Raw genomic sequence first — 15,273 nt, forward strand, 5'->3', positions numbered from 1 at the left:
ACTTTATCAATAAAATTGAGATTGTCAATTTTAAGCTGTCAGCCGGATGCAGGAAAGAGTATTATGGTGTTTCAGTTCTTATACAATAAAAAGGCGCCTATTTCTGGCTATGACGCTACAATTGCGGGTTTATGTTCCACCCCATCCCCTAATAAAGCACTGGCTAGCAGTTGCCCGTGATGCAGGCACGCCTTCAGTATTGTTCCGCAGTGCCATGACTGAGTTGGGAAGATGGCTAACTTATGAAGCTGCACGAGACTGGTTGCCAACTCAAGAAACAGCGGTACAGAGTCCTTTAGATACCTGTTCAGCAACGGTGATCGATCCGCAAGTGCCGATGGCAGTAGTGCCGATTCTGCGAGCTGGGCTAGGATTACTAGAGGGAGCGCAGACTTTATTACCATTAGCATCGATTTACCACCTTGGCTTGGCGCGAGACGAAGAGACACTGCAACCTCATTGTTATCTGAACAAGCTACCAGAAAAATTTGACCCCCAAACACGAGTATTAATTACCGATCCAATGTTGGCAACTGGAGGGTCAATCATGGCGGCAATGGCAGAATTAACACAACGGGGTGCCGATCCAACTCTGACGCGGATTGTTTGTGTAGTGGCGGCTCCACCAGCTTTGCAAAAATTGAGTGAAGCTTATCCAGGTTTAATAATTTACACCGCTACTATTGACGAAAAACTGGACAGCAAGGGATATATTGTACCCGGATTAGGAGATGCAGGCGATCGCATCTTTGGGACTTAAGCTAGTATGCAGCTAGGGCAGGAAAATAGCATAACTACTGTAAAAGTTGCAAGGTATGTTGAAGGCGGTAAAGATATGAGTCAGCGAGATGGTTTTGGCAGTGGTTTTGTAGCAGGGGCGTTTGTTGGTGGCGTATTTGGCGGTGTTATTGGGGCACTGATTGCTTCTCGGCGCGATCCAGAATTGCTAATAGAAGAGGAGACAGAACTGACAGATAGCCAAGCCGAAGCGAAAAAAATAGCAGCAAAGCGGCGTCAGATGAAAGCCTCAGAAAGTGAGAGCAACGGTATAGAAACGGCCAGGCGATCGCTAGAAGATAAAATTGCCCAGCTAAATGCCACAATTGATGAAGTGCGAAATCAACTGGGAAAAGTGAATAGTAGTTCACCCCAACCAAGCAATGACCGCTCTCTCACTAAAGACTCCTGAAGTTTGTTCAGGCGTGGTGAAAGTGTCAAGTGTGGTAAATATGGAATCCGCAAACACTTTTGACTTTGGACTAAATTAAAATTAAAAGATAAGACCGCGTTTGACACCTAGTAGGAAACAAAGCTATCCATGAGTTTACTGATTACGACACTAATTACCTTTGTCACCTTTTATAGCTATTTGCTAATTATCCGGGTTTTGCTAACCTGGTTCCCGACAATCAACTGGTATAACCAGCCATTCGCCGCTTTAGCCCAGATAACCGATCCTTATCTGAATCTATTCCGCTCAATTATTCCCCCATTGGGCGGTATGGATTTTTCGCCGATCTTAGCTTTCTTAGCACTCAATCTAGTTAGTGGGCTTCTGAGTGCCATTCCATCTTACCTGCCCTTATAGAAAGATTTTGATTACTACTTTGGTAAAGAATTGTGTAGAGACGTTAAGTATACAAGCGTCTCTACAATTTTTTACGAATTACGAATTACCTACGCACTTGACCGCTAAACCCGGCAGCCTTAAACTGTTTTAGCTTCAACGGAGTAGGCTGATTCGCAGGTACAGAAATTCTCAATTCAAAATCGCTAATACCTGGTGGCACTTCGGTAATAGAGCCTAAGCGAGTGCGATTTTGCATCACCGAGTCATTATTGGCATCATAGATACGTCCAAAAATATCTGCGTCGTAGACTGTTTTATTAGTGCCATTTTCTGCTTTGCCAATGACAATAAAACAATTGGCTGCCGCGCTACCACTACTGATAACAGCGCCTTGTGCTAGTTCTGATGGACAATCTTTATAAGAGACATCAAATAGTTTAATCTGTGTCAAGGCTATAGCTGGGGGAATAATTACCCACGATAGAAAGGCGATCAGACAGGAAATAAAAACAACCGTGAGTGAGCGCAACCGCATAAAAGACCCCGTGAGTTAATGTAACAAACAATAGACATCTGGTGAAATTAAATATGCGTTATCCGAACCCTTGTAGAGACATAGTAGTGCTACATCTCTAGATTCATTTTGGAGATGCCATATAACTTACAACCTCAGCTTACCTTGAATTTAACTACAGGGTAATTGGAGACTTGAATTTAACATTTGTAATAATTAGGGGAATAACCCCTCAATTGCTATTAACTTATGACTCCAGATGAGATTGAAACAGCTATGCTTGCAGCCTTTAATAGTTGTGATGCCGCAAGCTGTCCTCTCACTGACACGCAGAAACAGATATTACTGCAAATGGTCGAGCAAATTCAGGGAAATTCTAGCTCTGAGATGTCAAATATTGCTAATCCTCTAGATGAACTTACCCCAGAAGAGTTAGAAGTATTTTTACAGTTTGTGAAGGATGAAGAACAACGCAATCGCACTTGGAAAGTGCAATTACTTAACGACTGGTTGCTAGAAAATGACTCTGGAACGGTACAGTTTATTCGCCAACGCTATGGTTTACAGTGGTTGAATCGTGTTGAGTCATATCATTTTGATAAGTATTCTTATTTTGAGGATGCACTGAAGTTAAGAGTAGGCGATCGCATTGAAGTTTCCAATGCATTATGGGAATGGGTGCAGGAGGATGGGCCTTGTAAGCGGGAGTGGTTTCCTTGTATGGTGATTAAGGTTGAGGAAATTAGCGATGTCTACGACGGGCTACGCCTACGCGATGATTCCTCTACTAATTGCGTCGTCCGCTTCTTCAACGGCGCCGAGTATGAAATTCAAGGAATTTATGAATGGAATCGCTACAATTGGCGCTGGCCTCAGAAGTAGTAAAGAGTGCTGAGTTTTTAATACTTGTGAATGAGTCTGTTAATAAAATCATTGCCCGAACAACGCCCAAGCCAAAAACCTCTCAGTATAATACAACGCTAATTGATTGCTCACACCATTGAAAACAGCATCAAAAGCGTGTTCTGCCCAAGGGATTTCGAGAAAAACCGCAGTGTTACCAGAATCATGTAAACTTTCATACATCTGTCTGCCAAATCGCGCTTCTACCAAATGGTCGCGACTGCCGTAAATTAATAAAGTTGGCGGTAAAGGGTGCGTTAGGTAATTTATCGGTGAAGCAATTTGATACTGATTAGGCAATTCTTCTAAAGAACCACCAAGAAATGCTTTTAAAACAGCGCGGGTATTTATAGGATCGGGATTTGGTGGTGTTTTGTATCCTTCAGGTAAGTTAACAGGCCCGTAATAGTTCACTACAGCGCGAATCGGTGGTGCATCGGGTTGATAAGCCGCTAGCATTGCTAGATGTGCCCCAGCAGAACGTCCTAAAAGTACCATACGTTCTGAATCGGCTTCATATTCAACTGCATGTTTGCGAATAAAATTCAAGGCTGTACGCACATCATCTAACTGAGATGGAAACCGATATTTAGGTGCGTGTCGATAGTCGATTGCAAATACCGTATATCCATGATTAGCAATATATTGATTAAACTCAGAATTGGCATGAGTATTACCATATTGCCAAGCTCCACCATAAATTACTACCACTGCTGGATATTTCCCTACCTCTGGGGGTTGGTATACTTCCATTTTTAAAGACAATCCTCCAGGAGAAGCAAAGAGAATATCTTTTTGATGACGGGTTTTACCTAATGCAATACCCCGAAAAAAATTAACTAAGTTAAAGGGATAGATTTGCATCTTAGCCCTTACTTGGGGTGGAATTTGCTCTAGATAATTTGCTCCCAACCCTTGTTTCATTGCTTTAGCCATCTGCATTTGAGTTGCTGGGATATTCACTAGCACCCATCCACAAATTAGCAATCCGATTAAACTGAAAATGCAAACTAAACGTTGTAGTTGACGGCGACGGATATAGAATAAAGACAGCAATAAAAAGAGCAAATTTAATAATAATAACCAAGGACTGACTTCTGGCGCTCCTACTGCTAGCGTGAGTAAGAACATATTTGGAGCAGGAAGAATAATCCAAGCACTAAGAAATAAACTTGCAAAACTGAGTAATAATGCAAGCGATGATAAAAATATTTTGAGTTTAACAAACATAGGTTAAAATGCGGTGATAATGACTTCAAATAAGTACAATTTATCCGCTAATGTTAACGTTGACGATAGTTCTATCTTTTGAATGCCGATGACAGCATAAGTTATTACTGTATATGTTTTTGTACCCAAATCCGAAAAGCTTTGAGCGTTGCATTTCTACCTGCTGTTGTACTTTGCTCCAGATATTGGGGAATCGCTTCGATTAATGAGAATAGAGGAAAATTTAGGCTTTGTTGAGATTCGACATAATGTCCGTCTCGCAAAATATTAATTTGGAGCTTTCCTCGATCAAAACGCCAAAGCTCAGGCAGTTTTAGCGCTTCATAAATATTAGGATGAGTACGAGAAGTAATATCAATTTCTAGGGCTAAATCTGGAGGAGGGTCTACTGCTAAATCTAGCCGCTTCTTGCCGCGAATCTTAGATTCATTTTTTATATATAAACACTGATCGGGTTCTATACCTTGAGCCATCGCTTGGTTTTTGAAAGTGGTAGAACCAAGGCATCTAAACTCAATATCTAATTCTTCCAGAAGCGCTTTGACTAAATCACCAATAATTTCTTTGTCATATTCATGTTCTGGCAGTGGCGCCATAATCTCCAGTATTCCCCTGTCATAAGCAATTCGTGCTGCTCGATGTTCCCCTAAATCTTCTAGAATTGTTTCCAATTCCTGCCAGGTTATATCTCGTAGTAGCACTCTTTGCCCTGGTGGAACATAGATGCGCTTTAATTCCAACAACATCATCTCCACTCCCAGTAGTTGAAACCTAGATTTAGGTTACTCTAGTTAACTAATTAGCTGCGACAATTTTTGTTGCTTCATCGCTAGATTCTCAGATACGCCCCAGCTTGTTGTTTGATATCGCTTGCTTGAAGAAGCCCTTTATAGAAGTGTATACTGGAGCGATCGCTCCGAAAAAGATTAATAGAGTAAAAAAAACCTCTGGAGTTCCCAGAGGTTTTGGTTCCTGATTTAGTTTCTACTTGTTACTCCAATTTCTCCTGAGTCATTTCCTGATAATGGAGAAAATTATTTTAACAACAAGATCCCCGACTTCTTGGACAGTCGGGGATCTGAACCTTACAATTTTATTTGGATATTGAGTCTCTACCTATCTACGCTATTAATTCTTCGCCTGTGGCTGCGAACCAGGAATCGTTACATCTATTGGTGTTACCTGTTTAGCTAACTGTGTCAATGGCGGTTGAATGGCGGTTTGATTCCCCACTACTAGAGTCACAATCTTTTCTGGTTTGAGATATTCTCGTGCTACCCGTTGGACATCGGCTGCTGTGGTGGCGGCGACGGCTTTTTGATAGCGAAAGAGAAAATCAGCAGGATAGCCGTAATATTCGTATCGCATCAACCGTGATAAGGTTTGACCTGGGTCTTGAAAGTTGAATACAAAGGAGTTGAGTGTAGACTCTTTAGCATAAGCTAGTTCTTTTGCTGTCACTCTTTGAGTTTGGGTGCGCTTGATTTCAGCTTGTAAGGCTTTGACAAACTGGACGGTAGCATCCGATCGCGTTTCTCCACCAGCAATAAATATGCCAGGATAATCGTAGCGGGGACTCCACTGGCCATAGACAGAGTAAGCTAAACCTTGACGCGATCGCAATTCATTAAATAAGCGTCCACCAAATCCATTCAACACTCCATTCAATACATCCAGCGCTGCATAATCGGGATTGTCGAAACGTCCGCCCAAATGCCCAATAAGCACACTACTTTGTGTCAGTTGTGGCTGATTGACAAAAAAGACTCCACCTGTATTAGCTGGCGAAACCTTTGGTAATGTGGGTTTAGCAATACCTGGGTTACGCTGCCAATCGCCAAACTTAGCTTGAATGAGCGATCGCATTTTCTGACTCTCAAAATCCCCCACAATCCCCAAAATTAGATTATTGGGGTGGAAATATTGCTGATAAAACTTGAGCAAATCCTCACGCTCAACCTTATCCACCGTTGCATACTCTATCGTGCGAGAGTATGGGCTATCTTTCCCATAGAGCAATTTTTTAAATTCCCGACTAGCAATCCCATCTGGATTATCATTACGACGGGCAATGCCACCTTTAGCTTGTGTCTTAGCCAAGTCTAGCTTTTCTTGAGCAAATACAGGCGATCGCAGCACCTCAGCAAACAGCCCAAACACTGTCTCTAAATCTTCACTGAGCGCGTCAAAGCTAGCACTCCCAGAAGTTTCACCAATACCAACTTCCACAGATGCCGCCCGTTGTTCTAATATCTCGTTGAGTTCATCAGGCGAATGGTTCTTAGTTCCTCCAGTTCGCATTACCGTGCCTGTAAAACCAGCCAACCCAACTTTCTCCATTGGTTCCAAGCGATTCCCTGTCCGTACAAACGCTGTACCATTCACCAACGGTAACTCGTGGTCCTCCATTAAATACACAACCAAGCCGTTTTGCAGCACAAACCGCTCATACTTGGGTAACTTAATCTCAGGTAGCGGTGGTAGCTGCAATTCTGTGTAATGTTTCGCCTCAGCCGTCGCCGCCAGAGAAAAATTACAAGTTAAAAGTAAGCACGCAAAAACAGCAACCAAAGCATAAATCAACCCTTTCCTATTTTGAATTTTCAACGCTATCTGCCTTTTCCCCTTCACCTTATACCTCTGCATACCTCTCTTCCTTTGCGCCCTTAGCGTCCTTCGTGGTTCGTTTCTCTTAAGATTCTTTCGACAACAACTTACCAATCGTGCGATTTTCTGGCATAAAAGTCTCCTTTGCCACTCGCACAATATCAGCCGTCGTCACCGCTGAAATGTCATCCAACTGCTTAAACAAATTCCGCCAAGAGCCAGTTTTCACCTCATATTCCAACAATTGTTGAGCCATACCCATATTGGAATCGAGAGTACGTAACAAACTCGCCCGTGCTTGGGTTTTTACCCGTTGCAAATCAGCCGCCGCTACAGGCTCAGTTTTTAATTTGTCAATTTCTTGACGTAAAGCCACCGCCAACTCATCAACTGTATGACCAGGAGCTGTGAGAGCATAGAAAAAGATCAGGTTTGGGTACTTATCTCCAGGAAATCCACTATAACCTTGAGCATTTAGCGCCAAACGTTGCTTTTCTACCAAAGACTTATATAACCGCGATGTGCGCCCATCACTTAATAAACTGCCAATGATTTCATAGACGGCATTATCTGGATGAGTAATCGCCGGACGATGATAACCTTCTAAATACCAGGGTTGAGAAGGTAGCTGTAAAGTAACTTCCCGTGTTTGTTGTTGTGGCGGTTCTACTGGGATTTGTTCAACAGCTTTGGTTTTGGCTTGATAGCGGCCAAAATAAGTTTGCGCCAGTTTTTTCACCTGAGTGGGATTGACATCTCCGACAATAGCGATCGCTAAATTACTTGGTACGTAGTGAGTATCAAAAAACTTTTGGACATCTTCTGGTGTCAGATTGCGAATATCTTCGTCATAACCAATCACCGGACGCCTGTAGGGATGAGCTTTGTAAGCGGTATCGCTAAACTTTTCCACCATCAATCCAATGGGTGAATTCTCCACCCGCATCCGTCGTTCTTCTAAAATCACATCTTTCTCTTTATAAAACTCACGACGAATTACCGGATCGAGAAATCGCTCCGACTCCAACGACATCCAAAGTTCTAGCTTATTGGCAGGAAAGCTGTAAAAATAACGAGTGGCTTCGGTTGAAGTATTGGCATTTAAACCCACGCCTCCCGCTTGTTCGACAATTTGCCCCAATTCATTTTGCTTGACTAGCTTACCTGCTTGCGATTCCACTTGCTCAAACTCAGTTTGTAACCGAACAACCTCAGCTTTTTTGCCATCGGCTTTCGCTGTTTTAATTTGAGCATTCAACTGCTCTAAGGTATCTAGTAGCGGTTTTTCTTTTTTGTAGTCTTGTGTACCAATGCGCGTTGTGCCTTTAAACGCCAAATGTTCCAGAAAGTGAGCTACACCAGTTTTGCCATCTGGCTCATCCACACCACCCACATTCGCATAAGTAAGAAAAGAAACCACGGGCGCTTGATGTCGTTCCAAGACAATGAATTTCAAACCATTGTCGAGGCGAAACTCCGTTAACTGCTTAATAACTCGATCGAGATAAGGTTGAATCGAACTTTGAACTGGTGGGGTTTGAGTTTTAACTTCTTGAGGAGGAAGTCCTGTTTGAGTTTGAGCTAGAGCGACTTCTGGCAGTAATCCCCATGAGAAGATGATTAAAGCCAACAAAGTGACAAACAACCGTCGTAATATGACAGATACTCGATCTAACCAATCGAAAATCCCCAATCTAAAATCTAAAATTGACCGACTGCTCTGGTTCATAAGCGAAAATTAAGATAAAGTTACATTACCTAAATAACAGGATACTCAGCAAAAGAACGTTAATCTTGTATTAAGCTTTCAGTGGCTCTTTGCACTTGACATTAGACAATAATGCTACAAGTCTTGTTACGGATATCTAACCATAACTTTTATGCGAGTTTTTAATTCTTCCCCGCCCTCAGAGGCTCAGACGCGCACCCGGATTTTACAAGCAGCGCAACGGTTGTTTGCCTCTCAGGGATTTGACGGTACTACCACCCGCGACTTAGCACAAGCGGCAGGTATAGCTGAAGGTACTCTATTTCGTCATTTTCCGAATAAAAAAGCAATTTTGGTGGAAGTAGCTACGAGTGGCTGGGTAGAGATTCTTACAGATTTGCTCACAGAATTAAGTGAAATGGGTAGCTATAAAGCCGTCGCTCAGGTGATGCGCCGTCGGATGTGGAATTTCCAAAAAAATGCCGATTTGATGCGTGTTTGTTTTATGGAGGTGCAGTTTCACCCCGATTTGCGCGATCGCATTCAATTAGAAGTGATTACTAAAATGACTGATGTGGGTGAAGCATTCTTTCAAACAGCAATGGATAAAGGTATTTATCGTCAAGGGGACGCGAAGCTAGTTGCGAAAGTTTTCTTAGGAATGTTTGCGATCGCAGGTTTTTCTAACAACACCCTCATCGAACCTGACGCCTCTCCCCAACAAATGCAGGAAATGGCCGAAGGACTCGCTGATATCTTTCTTAATGGTGTTTTAGCTAAAGATTAGTCATTTGTCATTAGTCATTAGTCATTTGTCATTTGTCATTCTTTCTTCCCCTGCTCCCCTGCCCCCCTGCTCCCCCACTCAGCACTCAGCACTATTTTCGCTTGCTGACTCCACTGTTGTACTAGCTCAATTGCTGGACACAAATCTCGGCGCTGCATTGTTGCTACTTGCAGGCGCATAATTTGTTGGTGCAATCTGTGAGTGGGAGTTTGAGCTAACTGCACTACAGAACCAATACCTGCATGAAGCAATAAACCACAATATTGTGTCCCCACGCTGGGAATACGTGCCAAGTCAGCTAAAGCCATCCATTTATTTACATACTGAAGATGAATCTGTAGTTTATTTGCTAACGCTAGTCTTGACTCTAGAGTTTTCCCTTGTTTGACTAAGGTTACTGTGCTAGTAATTCCACAATTTTGAAGTTGAGATTGTTCCTCATGGCTCAGTCCAGGTAATTGCTCAATTGGCCAATCACGAGATTGGATAGTAGTTCTACTATCTTTGTGTTTAGCAGACATTTTTGAAATAAAAATATAGGCTTGTTTAAATATTGTGACAGTTGTTTCTTCGCAAAAGTATGCTCTTGCGGTTTAGTGTTTGTATTGACGTGCAATTTTAACTCAATCTTCTGCAATACGATTGTGTCGCCTGACAATGCGATTGTTTCGCCTGACAATACGATTGTTTCGCCTGACAATATGATTGTTTCGTCTGACAATACGATTGTTTCGCCTGACAATGCAATTGTGCCGCGCTATTTTAGGCAGGTAATGCCTATCATATCGGGATAGTCAATGTAATCCTGCCAGAACTCGGAGCCAAATTTCTGTATGCCTTTGGGACAGACTATTGGATGATGCCAGCGGATCTCTTTAAAACCAGCACTCATCAAGGCCCATTCATAAGTCGCTTGGCTAAGGTAGTAGTTATCAATACTGATAGACTCACCGTCATCAGGAATGCTCAATGTTAAGGTTATGGGAGTACCTTCTTGGAGTGACTCAGTACATCTCCTAGCAATGCCATATTTCTCATGTTTATGATAAAACTCTGGAAGCAGTTCTAAATTATTGTTCAAACTGACGAATCGACCACCAGGTTTCAGATGAATTGCTATGGCCTGACACATTTTGAGTAATTGCTCTTTAGTTGAAGCGTAATTCAGCAAGTAGGAAGCTACCACAAGATCGAAGCTGCCAATAGAACCAATTTCCATGACATCACCGATAATATATTCAATTTCAAGTGGAACAGAGGCTTCTTCAAGTCTTGCCAATTTGATCATTTCTGAGGAAATATCTACACCAACCAAACGTGCAGCGCCATTCTGTTTGAGCAATCGTGTGAAAAATCCTTCTCCACAAGCTAGATCGAGGATTGATTTCCCGACAACATCTCCGATTAAATTTAAGTATGTATATGCCTCACCATACAAGCGATAAGGCAATTTGTTAAGTTTTTGAAACTGGAGAGCTATGCTATCATACTCGGCTGCCATTTTTTCACCTTACTTGCAAGTTTTTTATTATAAGGATGTCTGAAAAGTTAAATTCTACGCCTGTCACCTCAGCATTAACAGTTCAAAATAAGCGCGTTACGGCTTGTATGGCTAAAAAGATGCGATCGCTTTCTTGAAGTTAAAATGGGCGTAAAGTATCTCCAATTTAGGTAGTATACGGTAGATTGCAGGAAGCTCATGATCCAGATTCCGAAAAGCGCAGCCCAGTTGTATGAAACAGACTTTGCAGCATGGACAGAAAAAACTGTACAACTCATTCGTGCTGGACAATTTGGACAAGTAGACTGGGATGCTGTGATTGAGGAGATTGAAAGCTTGGAACGGTCAGAACGACGAGAGTTGAAAAGCCGCTTGGAAGTATTATTACAGCATTTGCTCAAGTGGCAACATCAGTCTAGTTTGCGGAGTGGCTCTTGGCTAAATATTATTGATGAGCAGCGCCACAAAATTGCAGATTTACTGCAAGATAGTCCCAGCCTCAAGTCTTATCTAGAAGAAGTTTTAGCCCAGTGCTATCATCGGGGATTGAAAGCTGCTAGTAATGAAACTGAACTACCAATAAATACGTTTCCTGTAGAATGTCCTTATTCCATTGCCTAAGTTCTTGATGGTGAGTTTTTGCCGGATATTATTGATTTGTAATATTAGGTTGATGTGGTAAATAACTCCCCTCCTAGCACAGTTACCGCTTGTCCGGCGAGAAAGGCGCGATCGCCCCCGTCATAATATACCTTCACCACCCCACCGCGACTAGATGCTTGATAAGCTAAGAACCGATCTTTGTGCAAGCGATCGCGCCAGAACCAAGCAAGACAGCAATGAGCCGCTCCTGTAACTGGGTCTTCATTAATACCTAATCCCGGTGCAAAGAAGCGAGAGACGAAATCATATTGAGAATCAGAGTCAGTGAGGCTGGTGACAATGACATCAGAAATCGGTAACGTTTTAAGTAGTTGAAAATTGGGCTGTATTTGCCGTACTAATTCTTCAGATTCCAATTGCACTAGATAACCTAGTGAATTCTGCAAGACAGATTTGTAGGGTACACCCAAAGCTTGCTTGAGTTCTGGAGGGGCGACTGTTACTTGTGAGTGATTCACAGGAAAATCTAACTCAATCCACTCATCTTGCAACTTAGCAATCAGCACTCCACTTTTGGTATAAAAACGTGCAACTTCATCAGGTGACAAATGTCCTTCTGACCAAAGTACATGGGCACTAGCTAAAGTTGCATGACCACAAAGCGGCACTTCCACCGTAGGCGTAAACCAACGCAGATTAAAGCCATCATCCTGTCTGACTAGAAAAGCTGTTTCAGATAAATTCATCTCCTGCGCTATGTTCTGCATCCAGCGCTCATCTTGAGGAGTAAGCAAAACACAGACAGCAGCAGGATTACCTGTGAAAGGTGTATTGGTAAAAGCATCAACTTGAGTAATGATTTGTCCCATTAGATAAAGTCACCTTGAAAGTTAGACAGCAATATATTTATCAAGAGCAAGGTGTAGAGGCATGGCGTGCCGTGCCCCTACTTGTTTAATGAGAACCACTATATACAGTACCTTAGAAATTAGGAATACAATCTCCAAAAACTAGGGTCAATGTTAAAGCAAACCGAAAACGTGAGGATAAAAATCTTCAAAAGCATCTTTGCTGCTGTCAACTTAGCGCTAATTTCTGGAGGATTAGTTAGTTGTGTTGTTGAAGCACCGCAGCCACCTGCACCAACTGAGCAAGAAAAACCAGTCGTACAACCTAACCAACAGCCTCAGCAGACAAAGCAAAAGGACAAAGATGGCGACGACAAAAATGGCGATCGCAAAAATAATAAAAACGATGACGATAACGACTAAATACAGGCAAAACTATCACCTTTATCTTTTTCTTTGAGTTTACATTTATGCTTATCCAACAAACTTCTACTTCCCTTGGCGATACTTTACGCCACCGACGACAACAACTAGCCAACCTGATTGATTTTCCAGCAATTCTGTGGTCGGGTAGCAACAATTCGCGCAACTTTCCCGCCAATACCTTTCCGTTTCGTGCTAACAGTCATTTCCTGTATTTCGCCGGACTGCCATTACCAAAGGCGGCAATTCGTCTAGAAGCAGGCAAGCTAGAACTATTCATCGACGATCCGTCACCCAGCAGCGCCCTTTGGCATGGAGAAACACCAACGCGCGAAGAAATAGCCGAGAAGATTGGGGCGGATGTGGCTCGACCAATGGCAGAATTAGAGTCTTGGCTAGAAGATGCCGCTACACTTGCTGTCCAAGATGCAGCTACTTGGACGCAGCAATCGCAGCTATTAAATAGATGGGTTTTACCACAAAGTCCTCCCCAAGGAATTGACTTAGAGTTAGCTAAGGCGATCGTTTCTCTCCGCCTTACCCACGATAATGCTGCATTAACCGAGTTGCGAAAAGCTGGGGCTGTCACTGTAAAAGCTCACAAAGCTGGAATGGCAGCAACACCCCAAGCCAAACTAGAAGCTGAAGTTCGGGCAGCGATGGAAGGGGTAATTATTGCCCACAATATGACTACCTCTTACAACAGTATTGTTACCGTTCACGGTGAAGTTTTGCATAACGAGCAGTATCACCATAGTTTGCAACCAGGTGACTTACTGCTTGCTGATGTTGGCGCTGAAACCCAGACGGGTTGGGCAGGTGATGTGACTCGCACATGGCCAGTTTCCGGTAAGTTTTCATCTACCCAAAGAGATATTTATAATGTGGTGTTGGCAGCCCATGATGCTTGTATTGCCAAAATCCAGCCTGCTGTAGAGTACGGGGATATTCATCTGCTAGCGGCTACAGCGATCGCTGAAGGTTTAGTAGAGTTGGGCATTTTACAAGGAAATCCCCAAGATTTAGTAGAAATGGATGCCCACGCGCTGTTTTTTCCTCATGGCATCGGTCATCTACTGGGTTTAGATGTGCATGATATGGAAGATTTGGGCGATTTAGCAGGGTATGAAGAAGGACGTGAAAGGAGCGATCGCTTTGGCTTGAGCTACCTCCGTTTAAATCGTCCCCTGCGTCCTGGAATGTTAGTCACAATTGAGCCTGGTTTTTATCAAGTACCAGCAATTTTAAATGATGCTAATGTCCGTTCAAAATATCAGAATGTGGTGAATTGGCAGCGTTTATCTGAATTTGCCGATGTGCGGGGAATTCGCATTGAAGATGATGTTTTAGTTACTACAGAAGGCAGCGAAGTTTTAACAGCCGCATTGCCAAACGATGCCGATACTGTAGAAAATTTAGTCAATGGCTGAGTTTACGCTAAATTTTACCCCACCCTAACCCTCCCCGTATGTATTGGGGAGCCACTGCGTTGGGCGGCTTTGCCGACTTGAAGCAAGTGGCGTGAGGGAACTAGATTATCTTGTTTCCCCTCTTTGCAAGGTGAGTAATAACGAGATATGAAATCTGGTAGTTTTATCATTCCTCTAAACCCAGGTGATTTTGTAACGCTTGGCGCATCACTTCTACAGGCAAAGTTTCCTGCTGTAACCAGATTTTTAATGCTGCTACCCCTTGTTGAACTAGCATTTCTAATCCATCGATCGCAATTGCGCCTTGTTTTTGTGCCTGCTCTAGAAATTGCGTTGGTTTAGGAATATATATTAAATCGTAAGCGATCGCACCTGTTGGTAAATTCGCGATTTCTTCTACACTCAAAGGCGATTCATCGACTTTGGGATACATCCCAATCGGAGTTGTATTTACCAGCAGATTTGCTTGGGGAATGAGCTTTGGTAATTCTTCCCATTGATGAACCTGGAATTTCTCAGCAAGGGGTGAATTGCTCCAACTATTGCGGAATTCTTCTAATCTTTGCATATTGCGCCCAACAACATGAATTTGGGCAAAACCTAGCTGAGTACAACCTGCTACAACTGCTCTGGCTGCACCACCATTGCCTAAAATTACCGCTACTTTCTGACTCCAATCTTGTTTATATGTTGTCTGTAAAGGGGCAATAAATCCTTCTATATCTGTATTTGTGCCTACCCATTGGTGATTTTGGCGGCTAACAGTATTCACGGCTTTGATAGTTTGAGCCAGGGGCGTAATTTCTGAGAGTAGGGGGATGATTGCCTGTTTATGAGGTATTGTCACATTAAAGCCGACAACCCCAACAGCAGCTAAACCTGCGATCGCTACTTCTAAATTTTGTGGTTCGATCGGAAAAGGCAGATAAATGTAATCTAATCCTAATTGTGCGATCGCTGCATTATGCATCACTGGCGACAGCGAATGCTCCACCGGATGTCCAATGACTCCTAGTAGTTTAGTTTTACCTGTAATTTCTTTTGTCATTTGTCATTTGTCATTTGTCATTTGTCATTTGTCATTTGTCATTTGTCATTTGTCATTTGTCATTTGTCATTTGTCATTTGTCATTTGTCATTTGTCATTTG

At 42.7% G+C, this 15,273-nt stretch carries 17 protein-coding genes; 8 read left to right on the forward strand and 9 right to left on the reverse strand.

Going from position 1 to position 15,273, the window contains the following annotated elements; translation table 11 throughout:
* Window positions 1-109: 109 nt before the first annotated feature.
* The 3 genes from upp to V7K41_RS11150 all read left to right on the forward strand — a co-directional run bounded on the left by upp (window position 110) and on the right by V7K41_RS11150 (window position 1,588).
* A complete protein-coding gene (gene upp / locus V7K41_RS11140; RefSeq protein ID WP_334848047.1) occupies window positions 110-760 on the forward strand; it encodes a uracil phosphoribosyltransferase in 651 nt (216 codons plus the stop codon).
* A 75-nt stretch (window positions 761-835) separates the two neighbouring features.
* A complete protein-coding gene (locus V7K41_RS11145) occupies window positions 836-1,189 on the forward strand; it encodes a hypothetical protein (protein ID WP_334848073.1) in 354 nt (117 codons plus the stop codon).
* 129 nt (window positions 1,190-1,318) lie between these two features.
* Window positions 1,319-1,588 carry a YggT family protein gene (locus V7K41_RS11150; protein ID WP_334848049.1) on the forward strand — a complete coding sequence of 90 codons (270 nt, stop codon included), beginning with the start codon at window positions 1,319-1,321 and terminating at the stop codon, window positions 1,586-1,588.
* A gap of 85 nt (window positions 1,589-1,673) precedes the next feature.
* Here V7K41_RS11150 and V7K41_RS11155 read toward each other — a convergent pair whose 3' ends face one another.
* Window positions 1,674-2,105: a biotin carboxylase gene (locus V7K41_RS11155; protein WP_334848050.1), complete on the reverse strand. Its 432-nt coding sequence runs from the start codon at window positions 2,103-2,105 to the stop codon at window positions 1,674-1,676.
* Between the two features lie 228 nt (window positions 2,106-2,333).
* Between V7K41_RS11155 and V7K41_RS11160 the strand changes: the two genes are divergently transcribed.
* Window positions 2,334-2,966 (forward strand): hypothetical protein, encoded by a 633-nt coding sequence (locus V7K41_RS11160; RefSeq protein WP_334848051.1) that lies wholly within the window; start codon window positions 2,334-2,336, stop codon window positions 2,964-2,966.
* 48 nt (window positions 2,967-3,014) lie between these two features.
* Here V7K41_RS11160 and V7K41_RS11165 read toward each other — a convergent pair whose 3' ends face one another.
* From V7K41_RS11165 to V7K41_RS11180, 4 genes are all read right to left on the reverse strand, one after another.
* Window positions 3,015-4,217 (reverse strand): alpha/beta hydrolase, encoded by a 1,203-nt coding sequence (locus V7K41_RS11165; RefSeq protein WP_334848052.1) that lies wholly within the window; start codon window positions 4,215-4,217, stop codon window positions 3,015-3,017.
* Between the two features lie 104 nt (window positions 4,218-4,321).
* Window positions 4,322-4,963 (reverse strand): Uma2 family endonuclease, encoded by a 642-nt coding sequence (locus tag V7K41_RS11170; protein WP_334848075.1) that lies wholly within the window; start codon window positions 4,961-4,963, stop codon window positions 4,322-4,324.
* A gap of 382 nt (window positions 4,964-5,345) precedes the next feature.
* Entirely contained in the window at window positions 5,346-6,863 is a 1,518-nt protein-coding gene (locus tag V7K41_RS11175; protein WP_334848054.1) for a M16 family metallopeptidase, read from the reverse strand.
* A gap of 46 nt (window positions 6,864-6,909) precedes the next feature.
* Window positions 6,910-8,553, reverse strand: coding sequence for a M16 family metallopeptidase (locus V7K41_RS11180; RefSeq protein ID WP_334848056.1), 1,644 nt, complete (start codon window positions 8,551-8,553; stop codon window positions 6,910-6,912).
* Between the two features lie 151 nt (window positions 8,554-8,704).
* Between V7K41_RS11180 and V7K41_RS11185 the strand changes: the two genes are divergently transcribed.
* A complete protein-coding gene (locus tag V7K41_RS11185) occupies window positions 8,705-9,319 on the forward strand; it encodes a TetR/AcrR family transcriptional regulator (RefSeq protein ID WP_334848058.1) in 615 nt (204 codons plus the stop codon).
* Window positions 9,320-9,354: 35 nt separating this feature from the next.
* Here V7K41_RS11185 and V7K41_RS11190 read toward each other — a convergent pair whose 3' ends face one another.
* Both V7K41_RS11190 and V7K41_RS11195 read right to left on the reverse strand, forming a co-directional pair.
* Window positions 9,355-9,840, reverse strand: a complete 486-nt coding sequence (locus tag V7K41_RS11190) for a DUF4332 domain-containing protein (protein ID WP_334848060.1) — start codon at window positions 9,838-9,840, stop codon at window positions 9,355-9,357.
* Between the two features lie 236 nt (window positions 9,841-10,076).
* Entirely contained in the window at window positions 10,077-10,820 is a 744-nt protein-coding gene (locus tag V7K41_RS11195; protein WP_334848062.1) for a class I SAM-dependent methyltransferase, read from the reverse strand.
* A gap of 198 nt (window positions 10,821-11,018) precedes the next feature.
* On the opposite strand from V7K41_RS11195, the gene V7K41_RS11200 reads away from it, so the two are divergent.
* Window positions 11,019-11,441, forward strand: a complete 423-nt coding sequence (locus V7K41_RS11200; protein ID WP_334848063.1) for a DUF29 domain-containing protein — start codon at window positions 11,019-11,021, stop codon at window positions 11,439-11,441.
* Window positions 11,442-11,485: 44 nt separating this feature from the next.
* Here V7K41_RS11200 and V7K41_RS11205 read toward each other — a convergent pair whose 3' ends face one another.
* Window positions 11,486-12,292 carry a PhzF family phenazine biosynthesis protein gene (locus V7K41_RS11205; RefSeq protein WP_334848065.1) on the reverse strand — a complete coding sequence of 269 codons (807 nt, stop codon included), beginning with the start codon at window positions 12,290-12,292 and terminating at the stop codon, window positions 11,486-11,488.
* 150 nt (window positions 12,293-12,442) lie between these two features.
* Here V7K41_RS11205 and V7K41_RS11210 point away from each other — a divergent pair, with 150 nt between their 5' ends.
* Both V7K41_RS11210 and V7K41_RS11215 read left to right on the forward strand, forming a co-directional pair.
* Complete coding sequence (locus V7K41_RS11210; RefSeq protein ID WP_334848066.1) at window positions 12,443-12,694, forward strand: hypothetical protein; 252 nt, start codon at window positions 12,443-12,445, stop codon at window positions 12,692-12,694.
* A 47-nt stretch (window positions 12,695-12,741) separates the two neighbouring features.
* Window positions 12,742-14,124 carry an aminopeptidase P family protein gene (locus V7K41_RS11215; protein WP_334848068.1) on the forward strand — a complete coding sequence of 461 codons (1,383 nt, stop codon included), beginning with the start codon at window positions 12,742-12,744 and terminating at the stop codon, window positions 14,122-14,124.
* Window positions 14,125-14,290: 166 nt separating this feature from the next.
* On the opposite strand, the gene V7K41_RS11220 is transcribed toward V7K41_RS11215, so the two are convergent.
* Window positions 14,291-15,172: a shikimate dehydrogenase gene (locus tag V7K41_RS11220; RefSeq protein WP_334848070.1), complete on the reverse strand. Its 882-nt coding sequence runs from the start codon at window positions 15,170-15,172 to the stop codon at window positions 14,291-14,293.
* Between the last annotated feature and the right edge of the window lie 101 nt (window positions 15,173-15,273).

It is taken from the genome of Nostoc sp. (genome assembly GCF_036917415.1).
Taxonomy (GTDB): Bacteria; Cyanobacteriota; Cyanobacteriia; order Cyanobacteriales; family Nostocaceae; genus Nostoc.